Genomic DNA, 23,518 nt, shown 5'->3' on the forward strand with positions numbered 1-23,518 from the left:
TCCGTCGCGGGAGTGGCGGGCCCGGGCTGAGTACCCGTCTGAGTATCCGAGCGGATGTGCTCCGCGTCACGGCGTCCGATGCTGGGCCCATGAACGAGACACCGGTCAAGCAGCAGAACACGGGGGCGTACTACGGCCAGGCCGTCGCCTCCTTCGGCATCGCCCTGGCCGCCGTGGCCGTGGGGATCTACAACATGGACGTCAGCGGCTGGGTCCGGGCCTTCCTCGGCATCGCCGTGCTCTACCTGACCACCTCGGCCTTCACCCTCTCCAAGGTGGTCCGCGACCGCCAGGAGGCGACGCAGATCGTCAGCCGGGTCGACCAGGCCCGGATGGAGAAGATCCTGGCGGAGTACGACCCCTACGCGCAGAAGTAACCGAGCGGCACGGACAGCAGAAGCAGCCCCGCCGGCCACCGTCCGCGCCAGGCGCTAAGCGCTTGCTCACCCTCCGGTAAGCTGGTGTCTTCCTACAGGACGAAGAGGGTGGGCGAGCGATGGACAGCGCGGCGGAGACGACCGGCGGCTACCAGCCGTGGTCGGAGGTCACCCCCGACGCCGCGCGGCGGCTGCTCGTGGCCGCCGTCGAAGCCTTCGCCGAGCGCGGCTACCACGCGACCACCACCCGTGACATCGCGGGCCGCGCCGGCATGAGCCCGGCCGCCCTCTACATCCACTACAAGACCAAGGAAGAGCTGCTCCACCGGATCAGCCGGATAGGCCACGACAAGGCGCTGGAGATCCTGGAAACCGCCGCCTCCGGCCCGGGGGCCGCCGCCGACCGGCTCGACGCGGCCGTACGGTCCTTCGTGCGCTGGCACGCCGCACACCACACCACCGCCCGCGTGGTCCAGTACGAGCTCGACGCCCTCGCCCCGGAGCACCGCGGCGAGATCGTCGCCCTGCGCCGGCTGAGCGACGCCGCCGTGCGCCGGATCATCGCCGAGGGCGTGCGGGCGGGGGAGTTCGACGTCCCGGACGTCCCGGGCACCACCCTCGCCGTGCTGTCCCTGTGCATCGACGTGGCCCGCTGGTTCAGCGCCGCCGGGCAGCGCACGCCCGACGAGGTCGGCGCCCTGTACGCCGACCTCGTCCTGCGGATGGTGGGCGCGCGCCCGGCCGCCGCGACGGCTCAGAAGTAGTAGCGCGACACCGACTCCGCCACGCACACCGGCTTCTCGCCGTCCTCCCGCTCGACGGTCACCGTGGCCGCGACCTGTACGCCGTCCCCCGCCTCGGTGACCGCCGTGATCACGGCGGTGGCGCGCAGCCGCGAGCCGACCGGTACCGGGGCGGGGAAACGGACCTTGTCCACGCCGTAGTTGATGCCCATCCGCATGCCCTCGACCCGCATGATCTGTGGCACCAGGCTCGGCAGCAGCGACAGCGTCAGGTAGCCGTGCGCGATGGTCGAGCCGAAGGGTCCGTCGGCGGCCCGCTCCGGGTCCACGTGGATCCACTGGTGGTCCCCGGTCGCGTCCGCGAAGAGGTCGATGCGCTTCTGGTCCACCTCCAGCCACCCGCTCGGGCCGAGCGGCTCGCCGATGCCGGCGCGCAGCTCCTCGGCGGACGTGAAGATCCTCGGTTCGGCCATGCCCTGCCCCTGTCTGCTTCTGCTGGTACCGGATGCCGGGACCGGCCCCTGGTGCCGGCCGCCCAGGCGAATAAGCGCTTGCTCAGCATGCTGGGGGGCTGGTGCGTCTGTCAACGGATCTCCGGTTAGGCTCGGCGATGTGCCGCAGATTCCCGAGAACGTCCACGAACTCACCGTCGGCCAGTTGTCCGCGCGCAGCGGAGCGGCCGTGTCCGCCCTGCACTTCTACGAGGCCAAGGGGCTGATCAGCAGCCGCCGCACCTCCGGCAACCAGCGGCGCTACAACCGTGAGGCGCTGCGCCGGGTCGCCTTCGTGCGCGCCGCCCAGCGCGTGGGCATTCCGCTCGCCAGCATCCGCGAGGCGCTGGCCGAGCTGCCGGAGGAGCGCACCCCCACGCGGGAGGACTGGGCCCGGCTGTCGGAGCACTGGCGCGGCGAGCTCGACCAGCGCATCCAGCAACTCAGCCGCCTGCGCGACCACTTGTCCGACTGCATCGGCTGCGGCTGCCTCTCGCTGAAGAACTGCGCGCTCTCCAACCCGGACGACGTCTTCGGCGAACGCCTCACCGGTTCCCGGCTGTCGCAGTAGCGGCCCCGTCCCGCAACGCCAGGGCGGCCGACACCAGTTCGGCGTTCGAGCGCGCCGGCCGCCCGTCCGGAAGGTGCAGCACCTGCGCCACGCCGATCCGCGCGCCCGCCCCGCACCGCGCGGCCAGCCGCAGCACCGGCCAGGCGGCGCCCTCCCGCCCGTACAGCACCACCGGAACCGGCGGCAGCCAGCGCAGGCCCGCCACCAGCGCCGGATCGGCCTCCGCCAGCTCCGCCACCAGCCGGACCCGCCCCGGCGCGGCCCACTCCAGGAACCGGGCCAGCGGCTCCGGCCCGGCCCCGCCCCCCAGCGGCACGACGGCGTCCACCGCCACCCCGCGCGCCAGCAGGGCCTGCCCCAGCTCCCGGGCGCCCGGCTCCGCGAACGGCACCGTCGCCCGGTCCGGCAGCACCGTCCAGGACCGCACCCGCTCCAGCCGCCCCGCCGGATCCGGCTCGGCGCCGACACCCGCCGGAACCGTCAGAGGTACGCGGACCCCCGCGCCGCGCAACTCCTCGAGCAGCGGCCCGACCACCCGGGGCGAGAGGCTCTCCCGCCCGCACGGAGTCCGCGGGTGCACCAGCACCTCACAGGCCCCGGCGGCCACCGCGTCCAGCGCCGACCGGACCAGATCCCCCGGGGACAGCGGCACCGCCGCCCCGTCGGCCGCGCCCCGCGAACCGTTGAGCGCGACCTGGAGCATCCCCTCCGGCGGGCCGCCCGGCAGTCCGCTCACGCCGCCCCCGCCGCCTCGTGCACCACCGCCGTGTCCACCAGCGCCGGCCGGGGCACCACGATCCCGCAGCCCCCGCACACCGGCCCGTCCCACGCCCACGCCCCGGCCCACGCGCCCGCCCCGGCCAGCGCGGCCGGCCAGCGCAGCTCCTCCTCGCCGCAGACCGGGCACGCCGTCCCCGGCTCCGACTCCAGGGCCGTCACCAGCCGCCGCAGCACCTCGCCCAGCGTCCCCTCCGGACGCACCCCCGGGTCGGCACACCGCACCACGGCGTCCCCGCTGCCGCCCCAGGCCCACTCCGGCCGCCGGACCCCGTCGTGCTTCTCGCGTCTGCGCCGCTCCGCGAACAGCCGCTCGTACTCCAGCCAGACCGCCCGCGCCTCCTCGAGCTCCTCCAGCGCCGCCACCAGCCGCAGGGGATCCGCCCCCCGGTCCTCGGGGGCGATCCCGTGCCGGTCGCACAGGTGCCACCACGTCGCCCGGTGCCCGTAGGGCGCGAAGCGCTCCAGGCAGCGGCGCAGCGAGTGGCGCCGCAGGGCCCGGTCATTGCGTGCGTCACGCACCTGATAGGCCAGACTCCGAAAACCTGCCAACGTACCTTCACCTCCGCCGTGCCCCTGCCCACACCTGACCGCGTCACTCCGTCGAACGAAGCAACCCCCCGCGACGTGCCCAACATGCCCGGGGAGATGCGGGCGCATGCGGGGGCGGTCGAGGCGTGCCGGTGGCACATGGCCGGAAGTCAGCGCCCCATGCGTCCCGCGCCGACCACGATCCGGGCCAGTTCCGCATGGCAGATGTCGCTGTGCGCCCCCGACGGAGCCCCGCCCCGGCGGACCACGGAGCCCGCGTCCACACTGACGCAACCGGCCTCCGGCAGGCCGCCCCGCAGGGCCGCCTCCAAGCCCAGCCGCGGGGCGCCGGGCACCGCCCGCACCCCGTCGTGCCCGATCGCGCCCCACCGCTCGTCGAAACCGAGCAGACCGGCCGAATCACCCGCCATCCGGGAGGCCAGGGGATAGAACACGCCCAGGGCCGAGTCGTGGGCGGAGTGGCAGGCCACCACCGGGCCGTCCACCCTGTGCTGGAGCCCGCGCAGGGCGCCCCCGCGCCGCTGGTCGTGGGGGAGGCGCTCGCTGAACGCGTAGTGGGAGAAGGCCCCCTGGAGCAGCGTCAGCGACTTCACGTGCCGCGCCGCGTCCGGTACCGCCCGCAGCGAGAAGGACACCACCCGGGCGCCGAAGCTGTGGCCGATCAGGTGGACGCGCAGGGCCGGCCGGCGTCCGGCGAGGTCGGTGAGCACCGGCCCGAGCCCGTGTTCGCCGACCACCCCGGCCCGCTTCTTCATCTCGTAGTACGTGGCCTGGCGCAGCAACTCCTTGGCCCCGCCCCACAGGGAGCGCAGCCCGCCCCCGAGCGCGGGTCCCGGGGCCGCGGCCACCGCACCCCCCGCGAGCGCCCCGGCTGGATCCGCCCCGGCCGGGGCGGCGGCCGCCTCAGCCTCGGCGAGGGCCCCCGCCAGCGCCCGGCACACCTCGACGGTGTCCAGCGTGAAGACGGCCGGAACGTCCGGGCCGAGGGCCTGCCCCGCCGGATCGGCGTGGACGAGCCGGCGCACCAGCGCCCCGAACTCGGCGAACGCCGCCGCTGACTCCGGGCGCTGCGCCAGCAGTCCGCCGGCCCGGTCCAGCTCCGCTTCCCGCCCCGGCCAGAACAGCCCGAGCGCCGCGCGCGTGGCACCGTCCAGGGCCGTCCCGTCCTCCGCGCCGGGCCGGGCGCCGGGGGGATCGAAATCCGGAATCGGCTCGTCCGAGAAGCGGATCGACGGCCACACCACCCCCACGTACCCCAGCCGCACCCCTGCCCCCACCAGCCCCGGGAAGGGAGCGAAGAAGCGGTCGTAGAGCCGGGTCGAGGTGGAGCGGTCGCTGTTCCAGCCGTGGGCGAAGACCAGCAGGTCCGTCGCCTCCATCCGGGCGACCGCCGCCCGCGTGGCCGGGTCCACGTCGCCCTGGACGTCGAAGGTCAGCTCCTGGTACGGGCCCACACCGATCCCGGCTGCCGGCACGACACCGCTGTCCACCATGGCCTCCCCCTTCACGAGCAGCCTGCGGTGCTCGCAGCATCCCGCCGGGAGGCCGCCGCGGCCAGACCCCCGACGGCACCGGTCCGCCGGAGACGCCCGGGGCGGGTGTCAGGGCCGGAGCACGCCCGCCGGCCGCTCAGGGGTAGAGCAGGTACGCCTCCCGTACCGCCGAGAACCGCGCCAGCCCGGCCGCCCAGGCGCCGGCGACCTCCTCCACCCCGGCGCCCGCGTCCACCATGGTCCGCACCCGGTCCGAGCCGGTCAGCCGGTCGATCCAGTGGTCCGCCCGCCAGCCGAACCCGCTCCACACCCTGCGCGCCGTCACCAGCAGCCCGATCCCGGCCCGCACCGGGTCGAAGGACTCCCGGTCGTGCACGACCAGCCGGACCCCGCCGCAGAGCTTCCCGGCGTGCTTGGAGAAGGCGGGCGTGAACCAGGTCTCCCGGAACCACACCCCGGGCAGATCCAGCGCGTCCGCCGCCTCCGCCCACCGCCGGTCGACGCCCTCCGCGCCGACCACCTCGAAGGGCGTGGTCGTACCCCGCCCCTCGGACAGGCTGGTGCCCTCGAACAGGCAGGTCCCCGCGTATACGAGCGCCGTGTCCGGGGTGGGCATGTTCGGGCTCGGCGGCACCCACGGCAGCCCCGTCGCCCCGAAGAAGGACTCCCGCCGCCAGCCCGACATCCGTACGGTCCGCAGCCGTACGCGGTCCGCGCCGAGGAACTCGCCGTTGAACAGCAGCGCCAGCTCGGCCGCCGTCATCCCGTGGGCCAGTGCGATCGGCTCCCGGCCCACGAAGCTCGCGTACGCCCGGTCCAGCACCGGCCCGGCCGCCCGCCGGCCGCCGACCGGGTTGGGACGGTCCAGCACCACCACCGCCTTGCCGGCCAGCGCGGCCGCGTGCATGCAGTCGTACAGGGTCCAGACGTAGGTGTAGAAGCGGGCCCCCACGTCCTGGATGTCGAAGACCAGCGTGTCGATCCCCGCCGCGGTGAAGAGGTCCGCCAGCTCCCGCCCGCTCTTGCCGTACGTGTCGTACACGGGCAGCCCGGTCGCCGGGTCCCGTCCGGCCCCCTCCGACCCGCCGGCCTGGGCCGTGCCGCGGAAGCCGTGCTCCGGCCCGAACACCGCGATCAGCGAGACCCGCTCGTCGGCGTGGAGGACGTCGACCAGGTGGCGGGCGTCGGCGGTGATCCCGGTGGGGTTGGTGACGACCCCGACCCGCTGGCCGGCGAGTTCCGCGTACCCGTCGGCGGCGAGCCGCTCGAAGCCGGTACGCACCCGCTCGCCGCCGGCGGCGCCCGCGGGACCGGCCGCCCCCACGGCCCCCGCGGCTCCCGCAGCCCCCACGGCCCCCGCCAGTCCCAGCACCCCGCGTCGCGACAGCGTCATCCCGCCACGCTAGGGCGCGCACCCCTTCCGGCGGCACATACCGACCGGTTAGTCTGCCGGGGATCCGGCAGCGGCCCGGCGAGCAGTGGCGAAAGGTGACCCCCGTGAGCACGTACCAGGACCAGCGAGTCGTCGTCACCGGCGCGGGCGGCGGCATCGGCGCGGCCCTCGCCCACCGCTTCGCCGCCGAAGGCGCCACCGTCGTCGTCAACGACCTCGACCCCGCCAAGGCCGCCGCCGTGGCCGACGCCATCGGCACCCGGGCGATCGCCGTCCCCGGAGACGCCTCCGCCGTCGTCGCCGAGGCCCGCGAGGCCCTCGGCGGCACGGTCGACGTGTACTGCGCCAACGCCGGACTCGCCTCGGGCGGCGACGCCTTCGCGGCCGAGGACGTCTGGGAGGCCGCCTGGGACACCAACGTCATGGCCCACGTGCGCGCCGCCCGGGCCCTGCTGCCCGGCTGGCTGGAGCGCGGCGCCGGCCGCTTCGTGTCCACCGTCTCCGCCGCCGGGCTGCTGACCATGATCGGAGCGGCCCCGTACAGTGTCACGAAGCACGGTGCCCTCGCCTTCGCGGAATGGCTCTCGCTGACCTACCGCCACCGGGGCGTCCAGGTCCACGCGATCTGCCCCCAGGGGGTGCGCACCGACATGCTGACCGCCTCCGGTTCGGCGGGGGAGCTGGTCCTGGCGCCGACCGCGATCGAGCCGGACACGGTCGCCGAAGCGCTGTTCGACGGCATGGAGAAGGGCCGGTTCTTGATCCTCCCGCACCCCGAGGTGGCGGACTACCACGCTGCCCGCGCGACCGACCCCGACCGGTGGCTGCACTCCATGAACCGCCTCCAGCAGAAGTGGGAGGGCTCGTGACGGTCCCCTCCGGAGCCGGGTCCGGGTACGCCGCCCGGCCCTGGCTGGCGCAGCTGAGCGAGGCCCAGCGGGCTCCCGTCACGCCGCCGGCGAGCGTGCTCGACGCGTTCCGGGCCGCCGTGGCCCGCGCCCCGGGGCGCACGGCCCTCGCGTACTTCGACGGCCGGATCGGCTACGCCGAGGCCGACGCCCTCTCCGACTCCCTGGCCGGGCACCTCGCCGGGCGGGGGATCGGCCGGGGCGACCGGGTCGCGGTCATGCTCCAGAACACCCCGCACTTCGTGCTCGCGGTGCTGGCCGCCTGGAAGGCGGGGGCGGTGGTCGTACCGCTCAACCCGATGTACAAGGCCGGGGAGGCGGGGCACATCCTGCGCGACTCGGGCGCCGCGGCACTGGTGTGCGACGGCGGGGCGTGGGAGGCGTACCTCGGCGAGACGGCGCGGGAGAGCGGCGTACGGGTCGCCCTGACCGCGCGCGACCGGGACTTCCAGACCCGCGACGACCCCCGCGTCTTCCCGGCCACCGCCCCCACCCCCGACTGCGCGGAACCTCCCCCCGGCCCCACCCCGGCCGCCGGCGCGACACCGGCTGACCCGGAGCTGCGGCCCCAGCCCCGCACGCCGTCGGCCCCGCACGCGCCGGTCCCGGCCGCCGGCGCGGCTCCGGGTGACTCTGAGCTGCGGCCCTGGTCCCCCACGCCGCGCACGCCTTCGGGACCGCACGCGTCCGAAGCACCGGCGGGACCCCACGCGCCGCGAACGCCGGCAGCGCCGCAAGCGCCCGACGCGCCGGCGGGTCCCGGCGGGCCCGGGCCCGTCCCCGGGCCCGCGGATCTGCTCACCGTGGCCCGCCAGGGCCACCCCGCGCCGCCGGATCCCCGGCTCGACGCCGCCGACACCGCCCTCATCAGCTACACCTCCGGCACCTCCGGCACCCCCAAGGGCGCCATGAACCCGCACGGGGCGCTCACCTACAACGCCGCCCGGCAGGTCACCGGCCACCCCCTCCCCGAGGGCGCCCGCTACTTCGCGCTCGCCCCGCTCTTCCACATCACCGGCCTCGTCTGCGAGCTCACCGCCTGCCTCGTCAACGCCGGCACCCTGGTCCTCGCCCACCGCTTCCACCCCGGCGCCGTCCTCGACGCCTTCCTCGAACACCGGCCCGCCTACACCATCGGCCCGGCCACCGCCTTCACCGCCCTGGCCGCCCACCCCGCCGCCACCCGGGAGCACTTCGCCTCCTTCCAGGTGATCTCCTCCGGCGGCGCACCGCTCCCGCCCGCGCTCGTCGAACGCCTCCGCGCCTCCTTCGGGTTCTACCTGCGCAACGGCTACGGCCTCACCGAGTGCACCGCCCCCTGCGCCTCCGTTCCCGCCCACCTCGAAGCGCCCGTCGACCCCGCCACCGGCACCCTCTCCGTCGGAGTACCGGGCGCGCAGACCCTCGTACGGATCCTCGACGAGCACGGCGCCGAGGTGCCCTTCGGAGTGACCGGGGAGATAGCCGTGCGCGGCCCCCAGGTCGTCCCCGGCTACTGGGGCCTGCCCGGGGCCACCGCCGAGACCTTCCCGGACGGCGAACTGCGCACGGGAGACGTCGGGTTCATGGACCCCGAGGGCTGGCTCTACGTGGTCGACCGCAAGAAGGACATGATCAACGCCTCCGGGTTCAAGGTGTGGCCGCGCGAGGTCGAGGACGTGCTCTACACGCACCCCGCCGTACGGGAGGCGGCCGTGGTCGGCGTCCCCGACGCGTACCGGGGGGAGAGCGTCAAGGCGTACGTCAGCCTGCGCCCCGGTGCCTCGGCCGGTCCGGCGGAACTCGTCGCATACTGCGCGGAGCGCCTGGCCGCGTACAAGTGCCCGCGCCGGGTCGAGATCCTGCCTGTTCTTCCCCAGACCACCAGTGGCAAGATCCTGCGACGAGAACTGCGCGAGCGCGGCTGAAAACCGCCGGACGGTCGTACAGCGCGGGACAGGTCAGGATCAGGAGAGGAAGGCGAGCACCATGGCCGCCAGGACCACCGAGGGCCCCGAGGACGGAAACCGGGAGACCCCGGTGCCGCAGCGGCTGCTGGCCGTCGCCACCAGGCTCTTCGCCGAACGCGGCTACGACCGCACCTCCGTCCAGGAGATCGTGGAGGCGGCCGGGGTGACGAAGGGCGCGCTCTACCACTACTTCGGCTCCAAGGACGACCTGCTGCACGAGGTGTACGCGCGGATGCTGCGCCTCCAGCAGCAGCGGCTCGACGCGGTGGCCGGATCCGATGCCCCCGTCGAGGAGCGGCTGCGGGCGGCCGCCGCCGACGTCGTGGTCACCACGATCGAGAACCTCGACGACGCGATGATCTTCTTCCGGTCGATGCACCAGCTCAGCCCGGAGAAGTACAAGCAGGTCCGGGCGGAACGCCGGCGCTACCACGAGCGGTTCCGCGCGCTGGTCGAGGAGGGGCAGCGCACCGGGGTGTTCTCCACGGCCACCCCCGCCGACCTGGTGGTGGACTACTACTTCGGCTCCGTCCACCACCTCTCCACCTGGTACCGCACGGACGGCCCGCTCACCCCCCACCAGGTCGCCGACCACCTCGCGGACCTCCTCCTGCGCTCCCTGCGTCCCTAGGCCGTCCGGGAGCCGAGCGCCGGATAGTCGGTGTAGCCCTCCGGGCCGTGGACGTGCATCAGGGACTCCGGGCGCAGTGGGTTGAGCGGGGCGCCCGTGCGCAGGCGTTCCACGAAGTCGGGGTTGGCCAGGAACCCCCGCCCGAGGGCGACGAGGTCGGCGCCCTCGGCCAGCAGCCGCTCGCCCCGCCGCCTTCCGCCGTCGGAGGCGACCTCCTCGTGCGAGAGCACGGGGTTGGCGATCAGGGTGCCGGGCCAGGCCTTGCGGAGTGCCGCGAAGGCGGGCCGGTCCGGGTCGGCGTGGACCTGGTGCAGGTAGACCGGCTCCAGCTCGGCCAGCGCCGTGACGAGGGCCGGGTAGACCTCCTCGGCGTCGCCCTCCTCCACGCCGTTGACCTCGATCCCGGGCGAGATCCGTACGCCGACCCGCTCCGGGCCGACGGCCTCGGCGACGGCTTGGACCACCTCGACGGGGAACCGGATCCGCCCCTCGGCCGATCCGCCCCACGCGTCGGTACGGAGGTTGGTGTTCCGCGCCAGGAACTGATGGAGCAGGTGCCCGTTGGCCGCGTGCACCTCGACCCCGGCGAAGCCCGCCTCCACCGCGTTGCGGGCGGCGTCCGCGAAGTCGGCGACGGTGGACGCGATGTCCTCCTCCGTCATCGCGCGGGGCGTGACGGCGTCCCGGAGCCCGCCGGGGGTGTGCAGCGGCTCCGGGAACCGTACGGCGGACGGGGCGAGCGGGACGTGTCCGCTGGTGTCGGGGTGGCCGACCCGGCCGCCGTGCTGGAGCTGGAGGAACATCTGCCCGCCGGCGGCGCGCACGGCATCGGTGACCCGCCGCCAGCCGGCGATCTGCGCCGGGGTGTGGATGCCCGGGATGTGCGGATAGGTCTGTCCGACGGCGTTGGGAGTGGTGGCCTCGGCGATGATCAGCCCGGCCGAGGCGCGCTGCGCGTAGTAGGTGGCCATGAGGTCTCCGGGGACCCCGTCGGCTCCGGCCCGGTTGCGGGTCAGCGGGGCCATCACCAGCCGGTGGGGGAGTTCCAGGCCGCCCAGACGGGCGGGGGAGAAGAGGCGGGATGCGGCGAGGCCCTGTCGTGTCTGCGTCATGCCGGTACCGTAGAACCTGACACCAGTGTCAGGTTCAAGGCTGATTCCCCCGAGGTGACCATGCGGATCGGTGAACTGGCGGCGCGCACCGGAGTCGGTGAGCGTTCGCTGCGCTACTACGAGCAGCAGGGCCTGCTGGCGTCCGACCGGACGCCCGGCGGGCACCGGGACTTCCCCGAGCGGGCCGTCGACCGGGTCATCCGCATCCAGGAGCTCTACGCGGCCGGACTGCACAGCTCCAAGATCGCGCAGATCCTGCCCTGCATGCGGGACGAGGACGGCGGCCCGTCGGTGCGCGCCACGCCCGCGCTGGTGGCCGAACTGGCCACCGAGCGGGACCGGATCGACCGGATGATCGGTGATCTGCTGCGCTCCCGCGACGTGCTGGACGAGGTCATCGAGGCGGCGTCGGGCCGCCCCGCGACCGTCTGAGGGCGCGGGGCGGCTCCCTCCGGCTCAGGCGCGGTAGCGCCGCAGCTCGCGGTGGGCCAGCGAGCGCTGGTGCACCTCGTCCGGGCCGTCCGCCAGCCGCAGCGTCCGCGCCGCCGCCCACAGTTCGGCCAGCGGGAGGTCCTGGCTGACCCCGGCGGCCCCGTGCAGCTGCACCGCCTGGTCGAGGATCCCCACGACCGCACGCGGGGTGGCGATCTTGATGGCCTGGATCTCGGTGTGCGCGCCCCGGTTGCCGGCCGTGTCCATCAGCCACGCCGTCTTCAGCACCAGCAGCCGCAGCTGCTCGATGGTGACCCGGGCATCCGCGATCCAGTTCTGTACGACTCCCTGCGCGGCCAGCTCCTTCCCGAAGGCCGTACGCCCCACCGCGCGCCGGCACATCAGCTCGACGGCCCGCTCCGCCATGCCGATCAGCCGCATGCAGTGGTGGATCCGGCCCGGGCCGAGCCGGGCCTGGGCGATCGCGAAACCGGCGCCCTCCTCGCCGATCAGGTTCCGCGCGGGGACCCGCGCCCCGTCGAAGACCACCTCGGCGTGCCCGCCGTGGTCGTGGTCGGCGTACCCGTACACCGTCATCGCCCGGCGCACCTCCACCCCCGGGGTGTCGCGCGGGACCAGGACCATCGACTGCTGGCGGCGCGGATCGGCGCCGTCGGGGTCGGTCTTGCCCATCACGATGAAGACCTTGCAGTCCGGGTTCATCGCCCCCGAGATGTACCACTTGCGCCCGGTGACCACGTACGCGTCGCCGTCCCGCTCGATCCGGGTCTCGATGTTCGTGGCGTCCGAGGAGGCCACCTCCGGCTCCGTCATCGCGAAGGCGGAGCGGATCTCACCGGCGAGGAGCGGCTCCAGCCACTGCTTCTTCTGCTGCTCGTCGCCGAACTGCGCGAGCAGCTCCATGTTCCCGGTGTCCGGCGCCGCGCAGTTGGTGGCCATCGGCGCCAGGTGCGGGCTCCGGCCGGTGATCTCCGCCAGCGGGGCGTACTGGAGGTTGGTCAGGCCGGCGCCGTACTCCCCGTCGGGCAGGAAGAGGTTCCACAGCCCCTGGCGGCGCGCCTCGGCCTTCAGGTCACCGAAGACGGCCGGGGTGACCCAGGGCGAGGCCAGCCGCGCGCGCTGCTCGGCGGCGACGGGCTCCGCCGGGTAGACGTACTCCTCCATAAACGCGAGGAGCCGCTCGCGGAGTTCCCCGGTCCTGCTGTCGAATGCGAAGTCCATGCTGCCGGCTCCTAGCCTTCCTGGAGGGTGGTCAGTCCGTGTGCGATGAAGACCGGGACCAGCTCGCCGATCCGGTCGAAGCCCGCGCCGACCGTCTGGCCGAGCGTGTAGCGGTAGTGGATGCCTTCGAGGATCACCGCGAGCTTGAACCAGGCGAAGGCCGTGTACCAGGCGATCGCCCCGGTGTCCCGTCCCGAGCGGGCGGCGTACCGCTCGATCAGCTCGGCCGGTGCCGGATGGCCCGGCGCCCCGCTCGTCGTGCTGACCGGGGAGGCGGGCAGGCCCAGGTCCGAGCTGTACATCACCAGCAGCCCGAGGTCCGTCAGCGGGTCGCCCAGGGTGGACATCTCCCAGTCCAGCACCGCCCGGATCGTGTCGTCGGGCCCCCCGATCAGGACGTTGTCCAGCCGGAAGTCCCCGTGCACCACGGTCGGGGCGGGGGAGCGGGGCAGGGCCCGCCCCAGCGCCCCGTGCAGTTCGTCGATCCCGGCGAGCTCCCGCCCCCGGGAGGCCGCGAGCTGCTTGCCCCAGCGGCGCAGCTGGCGGTCGAGGAAGCCCTCGGGTCGGCCGAAGTCGCCCAGGCCGACGGCCTCCGGGTCCACCGCGTGCAGGTCGACCAGGGTGTCCACCAGGCCCAGCACCGCCCGCCGGGTGCGCTCGGGGCCGATCTCCGCGAGCTGCCCGGCCGTCCGGTACGGGACCCCGTCCACGTACTCCATGACGTAGAACGGCGCCCCCAGCACCTCCTCGTCCTCGCACAGCAGCACCGGCCCGGGCACCGGGACGGCCGTCCCGTGCAGGGCCGAGATCACCCGGTGCTCGCGCCGCATGTCGTGCGCGGTGGCCAGGACGTGCCCGAGCGGCGGCCGGCGCACCACCCAGCGGGTGCTGCCGTCGGTGACGGCGTACGTGAGGTTGGACCGGCCGCCCTCGATCAGCCGGCCGCTCAGCGGCCCGGCCGCGAGCCCGGGCCGGGCAGCGTCGAGATGGCCGCGCAGCCGTTCCAGATCGAGGCCTCGGGGATCGGCTGGGGTCATGGGGTGCGCCTCCGTACCGGGTCGACGACGGGATGGTCGGTTACGCCATCATGCCGACCAGTCGGTATGCCGTCCAGAGGGTGGCCGGAACAACTCCTCCGGCCGGAGCCCTCACGTCACGCGTGGCACAGGATCGGCGTGCCGCCGTTCATCACCGTCATGTCCCTCAGCACCGCCATGATGTCCAGCGGCGCCCCCTCCGGCTCGCCTGCCAGCTCCGCGTACGCCCGGTGCAGGTTCGCCACCAGCCGCTCGCTCTCCCGCCAACCGGCGAACTCGCCCAGCTCGGCCCCCCGCGCCGCCTCCAGCGGGGTCAGCCCCTTCTCGCGGCCCTCCCGCGCCAGTTCGGCCACGTACCGCAGGTACCGCTCGGTGGCCTCGTACGCCGAGGGGTCGGTCAGCGGCCCGTGGCCCGGTACGACGGTCTCCGCGCCCAGCGTCCGCAGCAGCTCCAGCGCCCGCAGCGATCCGGCCAGGGAGCCCATCGCGAGGAACGGCGTGCCCCCGGCGAAGACCAGGTCGCCGGTGAACACCACCCGCCGGCCGGGCAGCCACACGACGGAGTCCCCGGTGGTGTGGGCGACGCCCGGGTGGATGACCTGCACCTCCGTGTCCCCGACGTGCAGGGTCAGCCGGTCGCGGTACGTCAGGTCGGGCGCGGTGATCTCTATCGCCCCGAAGTCGGTCCCGGGCCAGATCAGCTCCAGCTGGTGCCCGGCGGCGAGCTGCTCGGCGCGCGCGTTGTCGTGCCCGACGACGACGGCCTCGGGCGCGAAGACGCCGTTGCCGTAGGTGTGGTCGCCGTGGTGGTGGGTGTTGACCACCGTCCGGGGCATCGGCACGCCGGCCGCCGCGACCGCCTCGCGCAGGGCCAGCGCCCGCCGCTGGGTGGCGGCGGTGTCGACGAGCAGGGTCCGCCCGCCGTCGCTGATCCAGCCGGCGTTGTTCAGGCACCAGCCCCCGTCGGGCTGGACGTAGGCGTACACCCCGGCCGCGGGCTGGACGACGTACGGCGCTTCGACGGTCATGGGCGCTCTCCCCGGGTCGCTGTGACAGGCGGTCAGCATCCTGTCAGCCGGGGTTCCGGCCGGGGAGAGCGGGGGCGGCACCGGGTCGGGAGCGCCGCCCGGGGCGGGTCAGTGGTCGTCGTAGTGGCCCGCGTGCTCGGCGTGCCGGTGGCCGTCGTGCAGGTAGTCCAGGTGGTCGCCGTGCGGGACGGCGTCGTGCCCGCAGCCCTCGCCGTGCTCGTGGCCGTGCTCCGCGTGCGGGGAGTGCGTCGGGGCCTCGCACTCGTCCCAGTGCCCCGCGTGCCGCCGGTGCAGGTGGCCGTCGTGCGCGTAGTCGAGGTGGTCGCCGTGCTCGACCGCCGAGTGCCCGCAGGCGGCGCCGTGCTCGTGGGCGTGCAAGGGATGTTCCTGGTGCAGCGTGGTCATGCCGCAGAGGCCAGGCCGTCTCTTCCGGATCTTGCCTCACCCGCGTCGCCCGGCACCGCACCTCGCCGCGTTGTCGAGGCACCCGAGGACGTCCAGTAATCGGGAGCCTCTCCGCCTTGCGATGCACGGCACCGGACAACGCGGGCTTAACCGGCAAGATCCGAAAGAGACGGCCTGGTGCACCCGCCCGGTATCGCCCGGTGTGTCCGCCCGGGTGTCGCCGTCGCGCGGTGGAAGCCGGACCATCGGACGAGCAGCTCAGACGATCAACGCCATCGCGAACACCGCCAGCCCCACCGAGCACAGCACCACCCCCAGCGCCACCCGGGGCGCGAGCGCCGGCGGCCGGGCCCCGGCCAGCCGGCGCACCCGCCGGTGCGCCACCCACAGGAAGGCCGCCCAGATCAGGGCGATCACCGCCGCCGCGGCCACCTCCACCCTCGACCCGGTCCCGTGCAGCGCCTGCCGCAGCGCCAGGACCGCGGTGACCGAGCAGGCCAGCGTCGTACGCCGCCACGCCAGCCGCGTCCGCTCGGGTTGGAGCCCCGCGTCACGCCCAGCCGCCGCCGGACGGCTCACCGCCCGGCCGTCCAGCCCAGCAGCACGACCACCACCATCGCGGCGGCCACCACCCCCACCCCCAGGCTCAGCACCACCGGGAACCGCGACAGCGGCAGGTCCTCGCCCCGCCGCATGGCCCGTTCGCACCGCACCCAGTGGTTCACGGCCCGCAGCGCGCAGGCCGCACCCACCGCCAGCAGCGCGAAGGCCATGCCCACCCGCACGGCCCACCGCAGGTCCGGCAGGAACTGGTCCACCGCGAACCCGCCGCCCACCAGCGCGAGCGCGGTCCGGATCCAGGCCAGGAAGGTGCGCTCGTTGGCGAGGGAGAAGCGGTAGTCCGGCGTCTCGCCCTCGTCCCGCAGCTGCTCCGGTGCGAACCAGAGCCGCACGTCCTTGACGAAGTCGATCACGTGGCCAATCTACGTCCCCCTCGCGCACCCGGCGCGCGCCGGGCCGTGCCCCGCCGGATCAGGACCCGCCCTCCCGGAAGGCGCGCAGCCTGCGGTACGCCTCCAGCCCGTCCGGCACCCACGCCCACGGGCCGCCCGCGACCCGCCGGTCCAGCTCCTCCTCCGGCAGCCAGGTGTACCAGTCCACCTCCGAGGCCTGCGGAGCCACCGGCAGGGTGCACCGCACCTCGTGGACGTACGACCACCAGGCACCGCCCGGACCCTCGTAGAGGAACTTGAACAGCGGCTCCGGCGGGGCCAGCCCGCTCACCCCCAGCTCCTCCTCGGCCTCCCGCAGCGCGGCGTCCGCGTACTCCTCCCCGGCGCCCAGCACCCCGCCGACGAACATGTCGTAGTACGAGGGGAAGACCAGCTTCGACGCGGTCCGGCGGTGCACGAACACCCGCCCCCGCACGTCCCTGGCCAGGACGAACACGCACCGGTGGAGCAGCCCCCGGGCGTACACCTCACCCCGGGGGGCCTGCCCGACGACCCGGTCCTCCCGGTCCACCACGTCCAGTACCTCTTCAGCGGGATCCACGGAGCCATCCAACCACCGCTGTTGACTGGTTACCGCTCCGTAGCCAAGGATCTGCCCCACCACCGACCGACCGGAGGACCGGCAGGCATGACGTACGACGCTGACGTGATCGTGATCGGAGCGGGCCTCGCGGGTCTCGTGGCCACCGCCGAGCTGGTCGACGCGGGCCGCAAGGTGATCCTCCTCGACCAGGAGCCGGAGCAGTCCCTCGGCGGGCAGGCGCACTGGTCGTTCGGCGGACTGTTCTTCGTGGACTCGCCCGAGCAGCGCCGCATGCGGATCAAGGACAGCCGCGACCTGGCCCTCCAGGACTGGCTCGGCACCGCCGGGTTCGACCGCGAGGAGGACGCCTGGCCGCGCCGCTGGGCCGAGGCGTACGTGGACTTCGCCGCCGGGGAGAAGCGGCCCTGGCTGCACGCGCGGGGGGTGCGCTTCTTCCCGGTGGTCGGCTGGGCCGAACGCGGCGGCTACGACGCCAACGGCCACGGCAATTCGGTACCCCGCTTCCACATCACCTGGGGTACCGGCCCCGGCCTGGTGGAGCCCTTCGAGCGGCGGGTGCGCGCCGGGGCGGCCCGCGGGCTGGTCCGCTTCGCGTTCCGCCACCGGGTCACCGGGCTGTCGGCCACCGCCGGTGCCGTGGACACCGTCACCGGTGAGGTCCTCGCGCCCTCGGACGCCGTACGGGGCACCGCGAGCAGCCGCGAGGCCGTCGGCGCCTTCAGCCTGCGGGCCCAGGCGGTCATCGTGACCAGCGGGGGCATCGGCGGCAACCACGACCTGGTGCGCGCGCAGTGGCCGGCCCGGCTCGGCACCCCGCCGGCGCGGATGCTCTCCGGGGTCCCGGCGCACGTGGACGGCCTGATGCTGGGCATCACCGAGGCCGCCGGGGCCAGCCACATCAACAAGGACCGGATGTGGCACTACACCGAGGGCATCGAGAACTGGAACCCGATCTGGGCCCGGCACGGCATCCGCATCCTGCCCGGCCCCTCCTCGCTGTGGCTCGACGCCACCGGCAGGCGGCTGCCTGTACCGCTCTTCCCGGGCTTCGACACCCTCGGCACCCTCGACCACATCGTGCGGAGCGGCCACGACCACACCTGGTTCGTCCTCAACCAGCGCATCATCGGCAAGGAGTTCGGCCTCTCCGGCTCCGAGCAGAACCCCGACCTGACGGGGAAGTCCGTCCGCGAGGTGATCAACCGCGCCCGGCAGTCCGTCCCCGGCCCGGTCAAGGCCTTCATGGACCACGGCGCCGACTTCATCGTGGAACGGGACCTGTCCGCGATGGTCCGCCGGATGAACGAGCTCACCGGGGAGGACCTGCTCGACGAGGCCACCGTCCGGCGGGAGATCACCGCCCGGGACCGGGAGATCGCCAACCCCTTCACCAAGGACCTCCAGGTGACGGCCATCCACGGCGCGCGCAGGTACCTCGGCGACAAGCTGATCCGCACGGCCGCCCCGCACCGCATCCTGGACCCGGCCGCGGGCCCGCTGATCGCCGTCCGGCTCTCCGTCCTGACCCGCAAGTCCCTGGGCGGCCTGGAGACCGACCTGTCCTCCCGCGTCCTGACCCCCGCCGGCGACCCCCTGCCCGGCGTCTACGCGGCCGGCGAGGCGGCCGGCTTCGGTGGGGGAGGCGTCCACGGCTACCGCGCCCTGGAGGGCACCTTCCTGGGCGGCTGCATCTTCTCGGGCCGCGCCGCCGGCCGAGCGGCAGCCGGGGCGGTCGCCTGAGGGAGCCGGGTCCCCGGGGTCGTGTCGTCGAAGTCCCTCCTGGCCGGTGGCACGTTGACGACACCCCCTTAGAGGACCCGGAAGCGCTCGGCCACCACCAGGGTGTCGTCGTCCACCGTGAAGGCCGGGTCGCCCAGCGCCGTGCGCGACGGTTCGCCGTGCCAGAACCGCTCGTGCGCGGAGCGCCATTCGGCCAGCGAGGCGAAACCCTCGCCCTCGTCCAGCGCGTGCCGCAGATCGACCTCGGCCAGCCGCAGCACCCGGACGTCGGTGAGCTCCACGACGGCCAGGGGCTGCTCGCCGGAGTCAACCAGCACCGCGCGCTCCCCGGGCCGGGGCAGCGGTTCGCCCTCGGCCTCGTACGCCTTGAGCAGGGCCGTCGTCGTGGTCTTCGCCCCGCTCAGCACGGCGGCCACCAGCCGGTCGCGCAGTTCTCCCGGGAAGCCCAGCTCGAAGGGCGGCAGATCGTCACGGCTCGTCATGGAACCACCCTACGAACCGTTCCCGCAGGTCACACTCGAATTTCGAAGCGTCGCATGCGTCCCAACTCGCCCCTTTAGATCACCAGTTGAATCGCGCCACCCGCTGGACCGGACCTTGACTCGGAGCTGTGCCTACCGGTTTGCTGTGTGTGATCATCCGGATCGCTCACCGGCATGATCAAGCCGCGCCGTCGGCACTCCCCGTGTACCACCCGCACCACCTGCCACACCGTACCGCCGTGCGCGCTCCCGCGTACGGAGTCCACCCGCGCCCGCGTCCTGGAGGGAACCCGCGGATGTCCCCGCCTCCGCCGCCCCTCGGCCGCGCCCGCAAGCGGGACGCCCAGCTCTTCGACCCGGCCCTGTGCGACACCGAGCTCGTCGGCGTACGGAGCCAGTTCACCCAGGGCCGCTGGGCCAAGGCCCGCACCCTCCTCGTCGCCACCGGCGACGACTGGGACCGCCGCGGCCACCGCGTCGTCGTCCTCGCCGAGACCCCGGCCGCGACCGCCTGGGCCGGCGAGTGGCTGCTCGCCGAACCCGACAGCGCCGACGCCGCGACCCTCCTCGCCTGCGCCTCCGTCTTCACCGCCCTGCGCCGCAAGGGCAGCCCCGAGGCCGCCGAGGAGGCCTGCCGCCGCGCCGCCGCGCTGCTCCCCGCCGACCCCACCCCCTGGCTCGGCCTCCTCATGCTCGCCCGCGCCTACGGCACCGAGGAGGAGTTCAGCCGCCACTTCGACCAGGTCCGGGCCCGCCACCGCGAGCACCACCACGCCCACCACCTCATGGTCGCCAAGCTCGCCGAACGCGCCCCCGCCTCCGGCCACGACCCGCTTCACGAGGTCTACGACTTCGCCGCATGGGCCGCCGAGGAGTCCCCGGCCGACTCCCCGCTCGCCGTGCTGCCCGTGATCGCCCACGCCGAGCGGTTCCGGGTCCTCGCCGCCGCCCGCGGCAGCGCCACCGGCGAGGCCGCCGCCGAGCACTGGACCGGCCGCCGCGCCCGCCAGGTCCTGCGGTCCGCCTTCGACTGGTGGCTGGAATGGGAGCGCGAAGACCACCCCCGCAACCGGGTCGACCTCAACTTCCTCGCCCACGCCAAGCTCTGCGAGGGCCGCCCCGCCGAAGCGGCCGCCCTCTTCCACCGCATCGGAAGCCACGCCACCCGCGCGCCCTGGTCCTACCCGGACCGCGATCCGCACAAGGCCTTCCTCGCCGCGCGCAGCACCGCGCTCGGCACCGCTTGACCAGTCACCCCCGAAAGGACCCTGCCATGCCGACGGGCAGATCCACCACGCTCCCAGCCGACTCCGCGGCCGAGATCCGCACGTACAAGGGCCAGGACCGCGCCCTGCGTGCCGACCGGCTCGGCACCGCCGGACTGCTGCTCTCCGTCCTCGCCGCCAGCGCGCCCCTGATGGTCGTCGCAGGTGTCATGCCCACGATCTTCGGGGTCATGGGCATCGTCGGCCAGCCGCTGCTCTTCGTCATCCTCGGCGTCGTCCTCGCCCTGTTCGGCGTCGGCTACGCCGAGATGAGCCGGCACGTCCACAACGCCGGCGCCTTCTACGCCTACATCGCCCGCGGCCTCGGGCCCACCGCCGGCGCGGCCGCCTCCCTCGTCGCCCTCGTCGCCTACAGCGCCATGCAGGTCGGCGTCTACGGCATCCTCGGCTTCGAGATATCCGGCCTCTTCGCGACCTACCTCGACGTCCGGCTCGCCTGGTGGATCCCGGCCCTGCTCGCGGTCGCCGCGACCGGCGCCCTCGGCTGGCTCAAGATCGACCTCAACGCGAAGGTGCTCGGGGTCCTGCTCCTCATCGAGTGCGCCCTCGTCGTCGTCTTCGACCTCGCCGCCCTCGGCAAGCCCGGCCCCGAAGGCCTCTCCCTGGAGGCCTTCGACCCCTCCACCCTCGGCGGAGCCGGCCTCGGCACCGCACTGTGCTTCTGCATCGCCGCCTTCGTCGGCTTCGAGCAGTCCCCGGTCTACGCCGAGGAGACCAGCAAGCCGCACCTCGTCGTCTCCCGGGTGATGTTCCTCGCCATCGGCTTCGTCGCCGTCTTCTTCGCCCTCAGCGCCTGGGCCCTCTCGGTCGCCACCGGACCCGCCGCGATCACCAAGGCCTCCGCCGAGGCCGGACCCGGCCTGCTCTTCGAGCTCACCCAGAGCCGCCTCGGCGCCACCTTCACCGACGTCCTGCACGTGCTCTTCGTCACCGGCATGTTCGCGGCCATGCTCAGCTTCCACAACGTCGTCGCCCGCTACGCCTTCGCCATGGGCCGCGAGGGCCTGCTGCCCGCCCGCTTCGGCCGCACCAACCCGGGCACCGGCGCCCCCGCCACCGGATCCCTCCTGCAGACCGTCGTCGCCGCCGTGGTCGTCCTCCTCTTCGCCGTCACGGACTCGATGCCGACCGGCGACCCCACCGCCCCCGTGCTGCACCTGTTCACCTGGATGGGCAGCGTCGGCGCCCTCGGCGTGACCACCCTGATGGCCGCGGCCTCCTTCGCCGTCATCGCCTTCTTCGTCCGCCGGGGCACCGCCGCCGCCCAGGTCCGCCGGCTGGCCGCCGCGGGCCTGGCCGGGCTCGCCCTCGTCGGCATCGCCGTCTACACCGTCAAGGACTTCGCCCTGCTGGTCGGCGCCGAGGAGGGGTCCGCGCTGAGCTGGGCCCTGCCCGCGATCATCGCCGTCGCCGCACTGGGCGGACTGGTCCACGGGCTGCTGCTCAAATCACGCCGCCCCGAGGTCCACGCCCGCATCGGCCTGGGCAACGAGGCCTTCCGGCTCGACCAGGCCGCGGAGGCCACCCCGCGCCCCTGAGGCCCCGGGCCTCGCATTCGTACCCCTGGGGAGCCCCCGGAGACCGTTTCCAAGGTCGCCGGGGGCTTCCGCGCGTATGAGGCCGATTTTGGCGGGTAGCCGGAGCTCATGGTCTCCTGGGGCGACAAAATCACCGGAACCGCAGCACGGGGACCCCACCCAGCTCTCCCGCGCCCGGCCCGGCCTGCCTGTCCGACCCCACGAAGGCGAAGTTCCGCATGAGCGATCGCACCTTGACCGAGCCCCCCGCCACGGCGTCCCCCCGCCCTGTCGACGCCGGTGACGAGGGCTACAGCAAGGACCTCAAGTCCCGCCACATCAACATGATCGCCATCGGCGGGGCGATAGGCACCGGCCTCTTCCTCGGCGCCGGAGGCCGCCTCGCCGGCGCCGGCCCCTCCCTGGCCATCGCCTACGCCGTGTGTGGCGTCTTCGCCTTCTTCGTGGTCCGGGCGCTCGGCGAGCTCGTCCTCTACCGCCCCTCCTCGGGCGCGTTCGTCTCGTACGCGCGCGAGTTCATGGGGGAGAAGGGCGCCTACACGGCGGGCTGGCTCTACTTCCTCAACTGGTCCACCACCACCGTGGCCGACATCACCGCCGCCGCGACCTACGCGCACTTCTGGTCGATGTTCACCGACGTCCCCCAGTGGGTGCTCGCCTTCATCGCGCTCGCCGTCGTCCTCACCGCGAACCTGATCTCGGTGAAGTACTTCGGTGAGATGGAGTTCTGGTTCTCCCTGGTCAAGGTCGCCGCCCTGGTCGTCTTCCTGATCGTCGGCATCTACCTCGTCGCCACCAGCCACGACATCGGCGGCAACACCCCCGGCCTGGCCAACATCACCGACAACGGCGGCCTCTTCCCCTCCGGCGTCCTGCCGATGCTCCTCGTCGTCCAGGGCGTGGTCTTCGCGTACGCCTCCGTCGAGCTCTGCGGCGTCGCCGCCGGCGAGACCGAGAACCCCGAGAAGATCATGCCGAAGGCGATCAACTCGATCATGTGGCGCGTGGGCCTCTTCTACGTCGGCTCCGTGGTCCTGCTGGCCCTCCTGCTCCCGTACACCGCGTACTCGGCCGACCAGAGCCCCTTCGTCACCGTGTTCGACAAGCTCGGCGTCCCCGGCGCCGCCGGCATCATGAACCTGGTCGTCCTGACCGCCGCCCTGTCCAGCCTGAACTCCGGCCTCTACTCCACCGGACGGATCCTGCGCTCGATGGCCATGTCCGGCTCCGCCCCCAAGTTCACCGGCGTCATGAACAAGGGCAAGGTCCCCTACGGCGGCGTCCTCTTCACCGCCGCCTTCGGCGTCGCGGGCGTCGGCCTGAACTACTGGATGCCCGGCGAGGCCTTCGAGATCGTCCTCAACCTCGCCTCCATCGGCATCCTCGGCACCTGGGCCATGGTCATGCTCTGCTCGCTGCTCTTCTGGCGCCGCGCGAAGAACGGCGAGCTCGACCGCCCGGCCTACCGCCTTCCCTGGGCCCCCTACACCCAGATCGTCACCCTGGTCTTCCTGGCCGCGGTCCTGGTCCTGATGTGGAGCGACGGCGGCGTCGGCCGCACCACGGTCATGTTCCTCCCGGGCATCGCCGCCGCACTCGTCGGCGGCTGGTTCCTGGTCCGCCGCCGCGTCGCCGAACTGGCCGCCGCCAACGGCTGACCGGCCCGTACGCAAGAGGCCCCCGGGCCGGGATCCCGCATCCCGGCCCGGGGGCCTCTCCCGTGTGTGGGGCGAAAACGAAGAAGGACCCCGCCTCAGCGGGGTCCTTCTCACAT

25 protein-coding genes are annotated in these 23,518 nt (G+C 73.9%); 11 read left to right on the top strand and 14 right to left on the bottom strand.

Annotated elements, in window-relative coordinates; translation table 11 throughout:
• Positions 1-89: 89 nt before the first annotated feature.
• Positions 90-377 carry a YiaA/YiaB family inner membrane protein gene (locus tag ACZ501_RS21765; protein ID WP_361599988.1) on the top strand — a complete coding sequence of 96 codons (288 nt, stop codon included), beginning with the start codon at positions 90-92 and terminating at the stop codon, positions 375-377.
• A gap of 119 nt (positions 378-496) precedes the next feature.
• Complete coding sequence (locus ACZ501_RS21770; protein WP_361599991.1) at positions 497-1,141, top strand: TetR/AcrR family transcriptional regulator; 645 nt, start codon at positions 497-499, stop codon at positions 1,139-1,141.
• On the opposite strand, the gene ACZ501_RS21775 is transcribed toward ACZ501_RS21770, so the two are convergent.
• Positions 1,132-1,593, bottom strand: a complete 462-nt coding sequence (locus ACZ501_RS21775) for a MaoC family dehydratase (protein WP_361599994.1) — start codon at positions 1,591-1,593, stop codon at positions 1,132-1,134. The genes ACZ501_RS21770 and ACZ501_RS21775 overlap by 10 nt on opposite strands.
• Before the next feature lie 139 nt (positions 1,594-1,732).
• Between ACZ501_RS21775 and soxR the strand changes: the two genes are divergently transcribed.
• Entirely contained in the window at positions 1,733-2,182 is a 450-nt protein-coding gene (gene soxR, locus ACZ501_RS21780; RefSeq protein ID WP_361599997.1) for a redox-sensitive transcriptional activator SoxR, read from the top strand.
• Here soxR and ACZ501_RS21785 read toward each other — a convergent pair.
• The 4 genes from ACZ501_RS21785 to ACZ501_RS21800 all read right to left on the bottom strand — a co-directional run bounded on the left by ACZ501_RS21785 (position 2,157) and on the right by ACZ501_RS21800 (position 6,397).
• Complete coding sequence (locus ACZ501_RS21785; protein WP_361600000.1) at positions 2,157-2,918, bottom strand: 3-keto-5-aminohexanoate cleavage protein; 762 nt, start codon at positions 2,916-2,918, stop codon at positions 2,157-2,159. The two genes, soxR and ACZ501_RS21785, sit on opposite strands and share 26 nt — an antisense overlap.
• Entirely contained in the window at positions 2,915-3,511 is a 597-nt protein-coding gene (locus ACZ501_RS21790) for a hypothetical protein (protein ID WP_361600003.1), read from the bottom strand. The genes ACZ501_RS21785 and ACZ501_RS21790 overlap by 4 nt, the downstream gene beginning before the upstream one ends.
• A gap of 149 nt (positions 3,512-3,660) precedes the next feature.
• The gene (locus ACZ501_RS21795) at positions 3,661-5,004 is read right to left on the bottom strand and encodes a serine-threonine protein kinase (protein ID WP_468797419.1); all 1,344 of its coding nucleotides are present in this window, start codon (positions 5,002-5,004) and stop codon (positions 3,661-3,663) included.
• A gap of 136 nt (positions 5,005-5,140) precedes the next feature.
• Positions 5,141-6,397, bottom strand: a complete 1,257-nt coding sequence (locus ACZ501_RS21800; RefSeq protein WP_468797421.1) for an exo-beta-N-acetylmuramidase NamZ family protein — start codon at positions 6,395-6,397, stop codon at positions 5,141-5,143.
• A gap of 104 nt (positions 6,398-6,501) precedes the next feature.
• Between ACZ501_RS21800 and ACZ501_RS21805 the strand changes: the two genes are divergently transcribed.
• The 3 genes from ACZ501_RS21805 (at position 6,502) to ACZ501_RS21815 (ending at position 9,885) form a co-directional block, all read left to right on the top strand.
• Positions 6,502-7,266: an SDR family oxidoreductase gene (locus ACZ501_RS21805; RefSeq protein WP_468797423.1), complete on the top strand. Its 765-nt coding sequence runs from the start codon at positions 6,502-6,504 to the stop codon at positions 7,264-7,266.
• On the top strand, positions 7,263-9,212 hold the full coding sequence (locus tag ACZ501_RS21810; RefSeq protein WP_468797425.1) for a class I adenylate-forming enzyme family protein: 1,950 nt from the start codon (positions 7,263-7,265) through the stop codon (positions 9,210-9,212). The genes ACZ501_RS21805 and ACZ501_RS21810 overlap by 4 nt, the downstream gene beginning before the upstream one ends.
• Before the next feature lie 61 nt (positions 9,213-9,273).
• Entirely contained in the window at positions 9,274-9,885 is a 612-nt protein-coding gene (locus tag ACZ501_RS21815) for a TetR/AcrR family transcriptional regulator (protein ID WP_361600018.1), read from the top strand.
• On the opposite strand, the gene ACZ501_RS21820 is transcribed toward ACZ501_RS21815, so the two are convergent.
• The gene (locus tag ACZ501_RS21820; protein ID WP_468797427.1) at positions 9,882-10,997 is read right to left on the bottom strand and encodes an alkene reductase; all 1,116 of its coding nucleotides are present in this window, start codon (positions 10,995-10,997) and stop codon (positions 9,882-9,884) included. The genes ACZ501_RS21815 and ACZ501_RS21820 overlap by 4 nt on opposite strands.
• Before the next feature lie 60 nt (positions 10,998-11,057).
• Between ACZ501_RS21820 and ACZ501_RS21825 the strand changes: the two genes are divergently transcribed.
• Entirely contained in the window at positions 11,058-11,429 is a 372-nt protein-coding gene (locus tag ACZ501_RS21825; protein ID WP_468797429.1) for a MerR family transcriptional regulator, read from the top strand.
• 24 nt (positions 11,430-11,453) lie between these two features.
• Here the strand turns inward: ACZ501_RS21825 and ACZ501_RS21830 are convergent, their stop codons facing one another.
• The 7 genes from ACZ501_RS21830 to ACZ501_RS21860 form a co-directional block, all read right to left on the bottom strand.
• Positions 11,454-12,671, bottom strand: coding sequence for an acyl-CoA dehydrogenase family protein (locus ACZ501_RS21830; protein ID WP_468797431.1), 1,218 nt, complete (start codon positions 12,669-12,671; stop codon positions 11,454-11,456).
• A gap of 11 nt (positions 12,672-12,682) precedes the next feature.
• Positions 12,683-13,708: a phosphotransferase family protein gene (locus ACZ501_RS21835; RefSeq protein WP_361600030.1), complete on the bottom strand. Its 1,026-nt coding sequence runs from the start codon at positions 13,706-13,708 to the stop codon at positions 12,683-12,685.
• Between the two features lie 116 nt (positions 13,709-13,824).
• Positions 13,825-14,736, bottom strand: coding sequence for an MBL fold metallo-hydrolase (locus ACZ501_RS21840; RefSeq protein WP_361600033.1), 912 nt, complete (start codon positions 14,734-14,736; stop codon positions 13,825-13,827).
• A 108-nt stretch (positions 14,737-14,844) separates the two neighbouring features.
• Positions 14,845-15,141, bottom strand: coding sequence for a hypothetical protein (locus ACZ501_RS21845; protein ID WP_468797433.1), 297 nt, complete (start codon positions 15,139-15,141; stop codon positions 14,845-14,847).
• A 258-nt stretch (positions 15,142-15,399) separates the two neighbouring features.
• The gene (locus tag ACZ501_RS21850) at positions 15,400-15,720 is read right to left on the bottom strand and encodes a DUF202 domain-containing protein (protein ID WP_361600039.1); all 321 of its coding nucleotides are present in this window, start codon (positions 15,718-15,720) and stop codon (positions 15,400-15,402) included.
• A complete protein-coding gene (locus ACZ501_RS21855) occupies positions 15,717-16,115 on the bottom strand; it encodes a YidH family protein (RefSeq protein ID WP_361600042.1) in 399 nt (132 codons plus the stop codon). The genes ACZ501_RS21850 and ACZ501_RS21855 overlap by 4 nt, the downstream gene beginning before the upstream one ends.
• A gap of 58 nt (positions 16,116-16,173) precedes the next feature.
• On the bottom strand, positions 16,174-16,695 hold the full coding sequence (locus ACZ501_RS21860) for an NUDIX hydrolase (protein WP_468797435.1): 522 nt from the start codon (positions 16,693-16,695) through the stop codon (positions 16,174-16,176).
• A gap of 87 nt (positions 16,696-16,782) precedes the next feature.
• On the opposite strand from ACZ501_RS21860, the gene ACZ501_RS21865 reads away from it, so the two are divergent.
• Positions 16,783-18,438 carry an FAD-binding dehydrogenase gene (locus tag ACZ501_RS21865; protein WP_468797437.1) on the top strand — a complete coding sequence of 552 codons (1,656 nt, stop codon included), beginning with the start codon at positions 16,783-16,785 and terminating at the stop codon, positions 18,436-18,438.
• Positions 18,439-18,506: 68 nt separating this feature from the next.
• On the opposite strand, the gene ACZ501_RS21870 is transcribed toward ACZ501_RS21865, so the two are convergent.
• Positions 18,507-18,920, bottom strand: a complete 414-nt coding sequence (locus tag ACZ501_RS21870; RefSeq protein ID WP_362460687.1) for an ASCH domain-containing protein — start codon at positions 18,918-18,920, stop codon at positions 18,507-18,509.
• A 296-nt stretch (positions 18,921-19,216) separates the two neighbouring features.
• Here ACZ501_RS21870 and ACZ501_RS21875 point away from each other — a divergent pair, with 296 nt between their 5' ends.
• From ACZ501_RS21875 to ACZ501_RS21885, 3 genes are all read left to right on the top strand, one after another.
• Positions 19,217-20,167: a hypothetical protein gene (locus ACZ501_RS21875; protein ID WP_468797439.1), complete on the top strand. Its 951-nt coding sequence runs from the start codon at positions 19,217-19,219 to the stop codon at positions 20,165-20,167.
• 26 nt (positions 20,168-20,193) lie between these two features.
• Positions 20,194-21,744, top strand: a complete 1,551-nt coding sequence (locus ACZ501_RS21880) for an APC family permease (protein ID WP_362460692.1) — start codon at positions 20,194-20,196, stop codon at positions 21,742-21,744.
• Positions 21,745-21,962: 218 nt separating this feature from the next.
• Entirely contained in the window at positions 21,963-23,402 is a 1,440-nt protein-coding gene (locus ACZ501_RS21885) for an amino acid permease (RefSeq protein ID WP_468797441.1), read from the top strand.
• Positions 23,403-23,518 lie beyond the last annotated feature (116 nt).

The sequence above is a fragment of the Streptomyces sp. NPDC034085 genome (assembly GCF_055575555.1).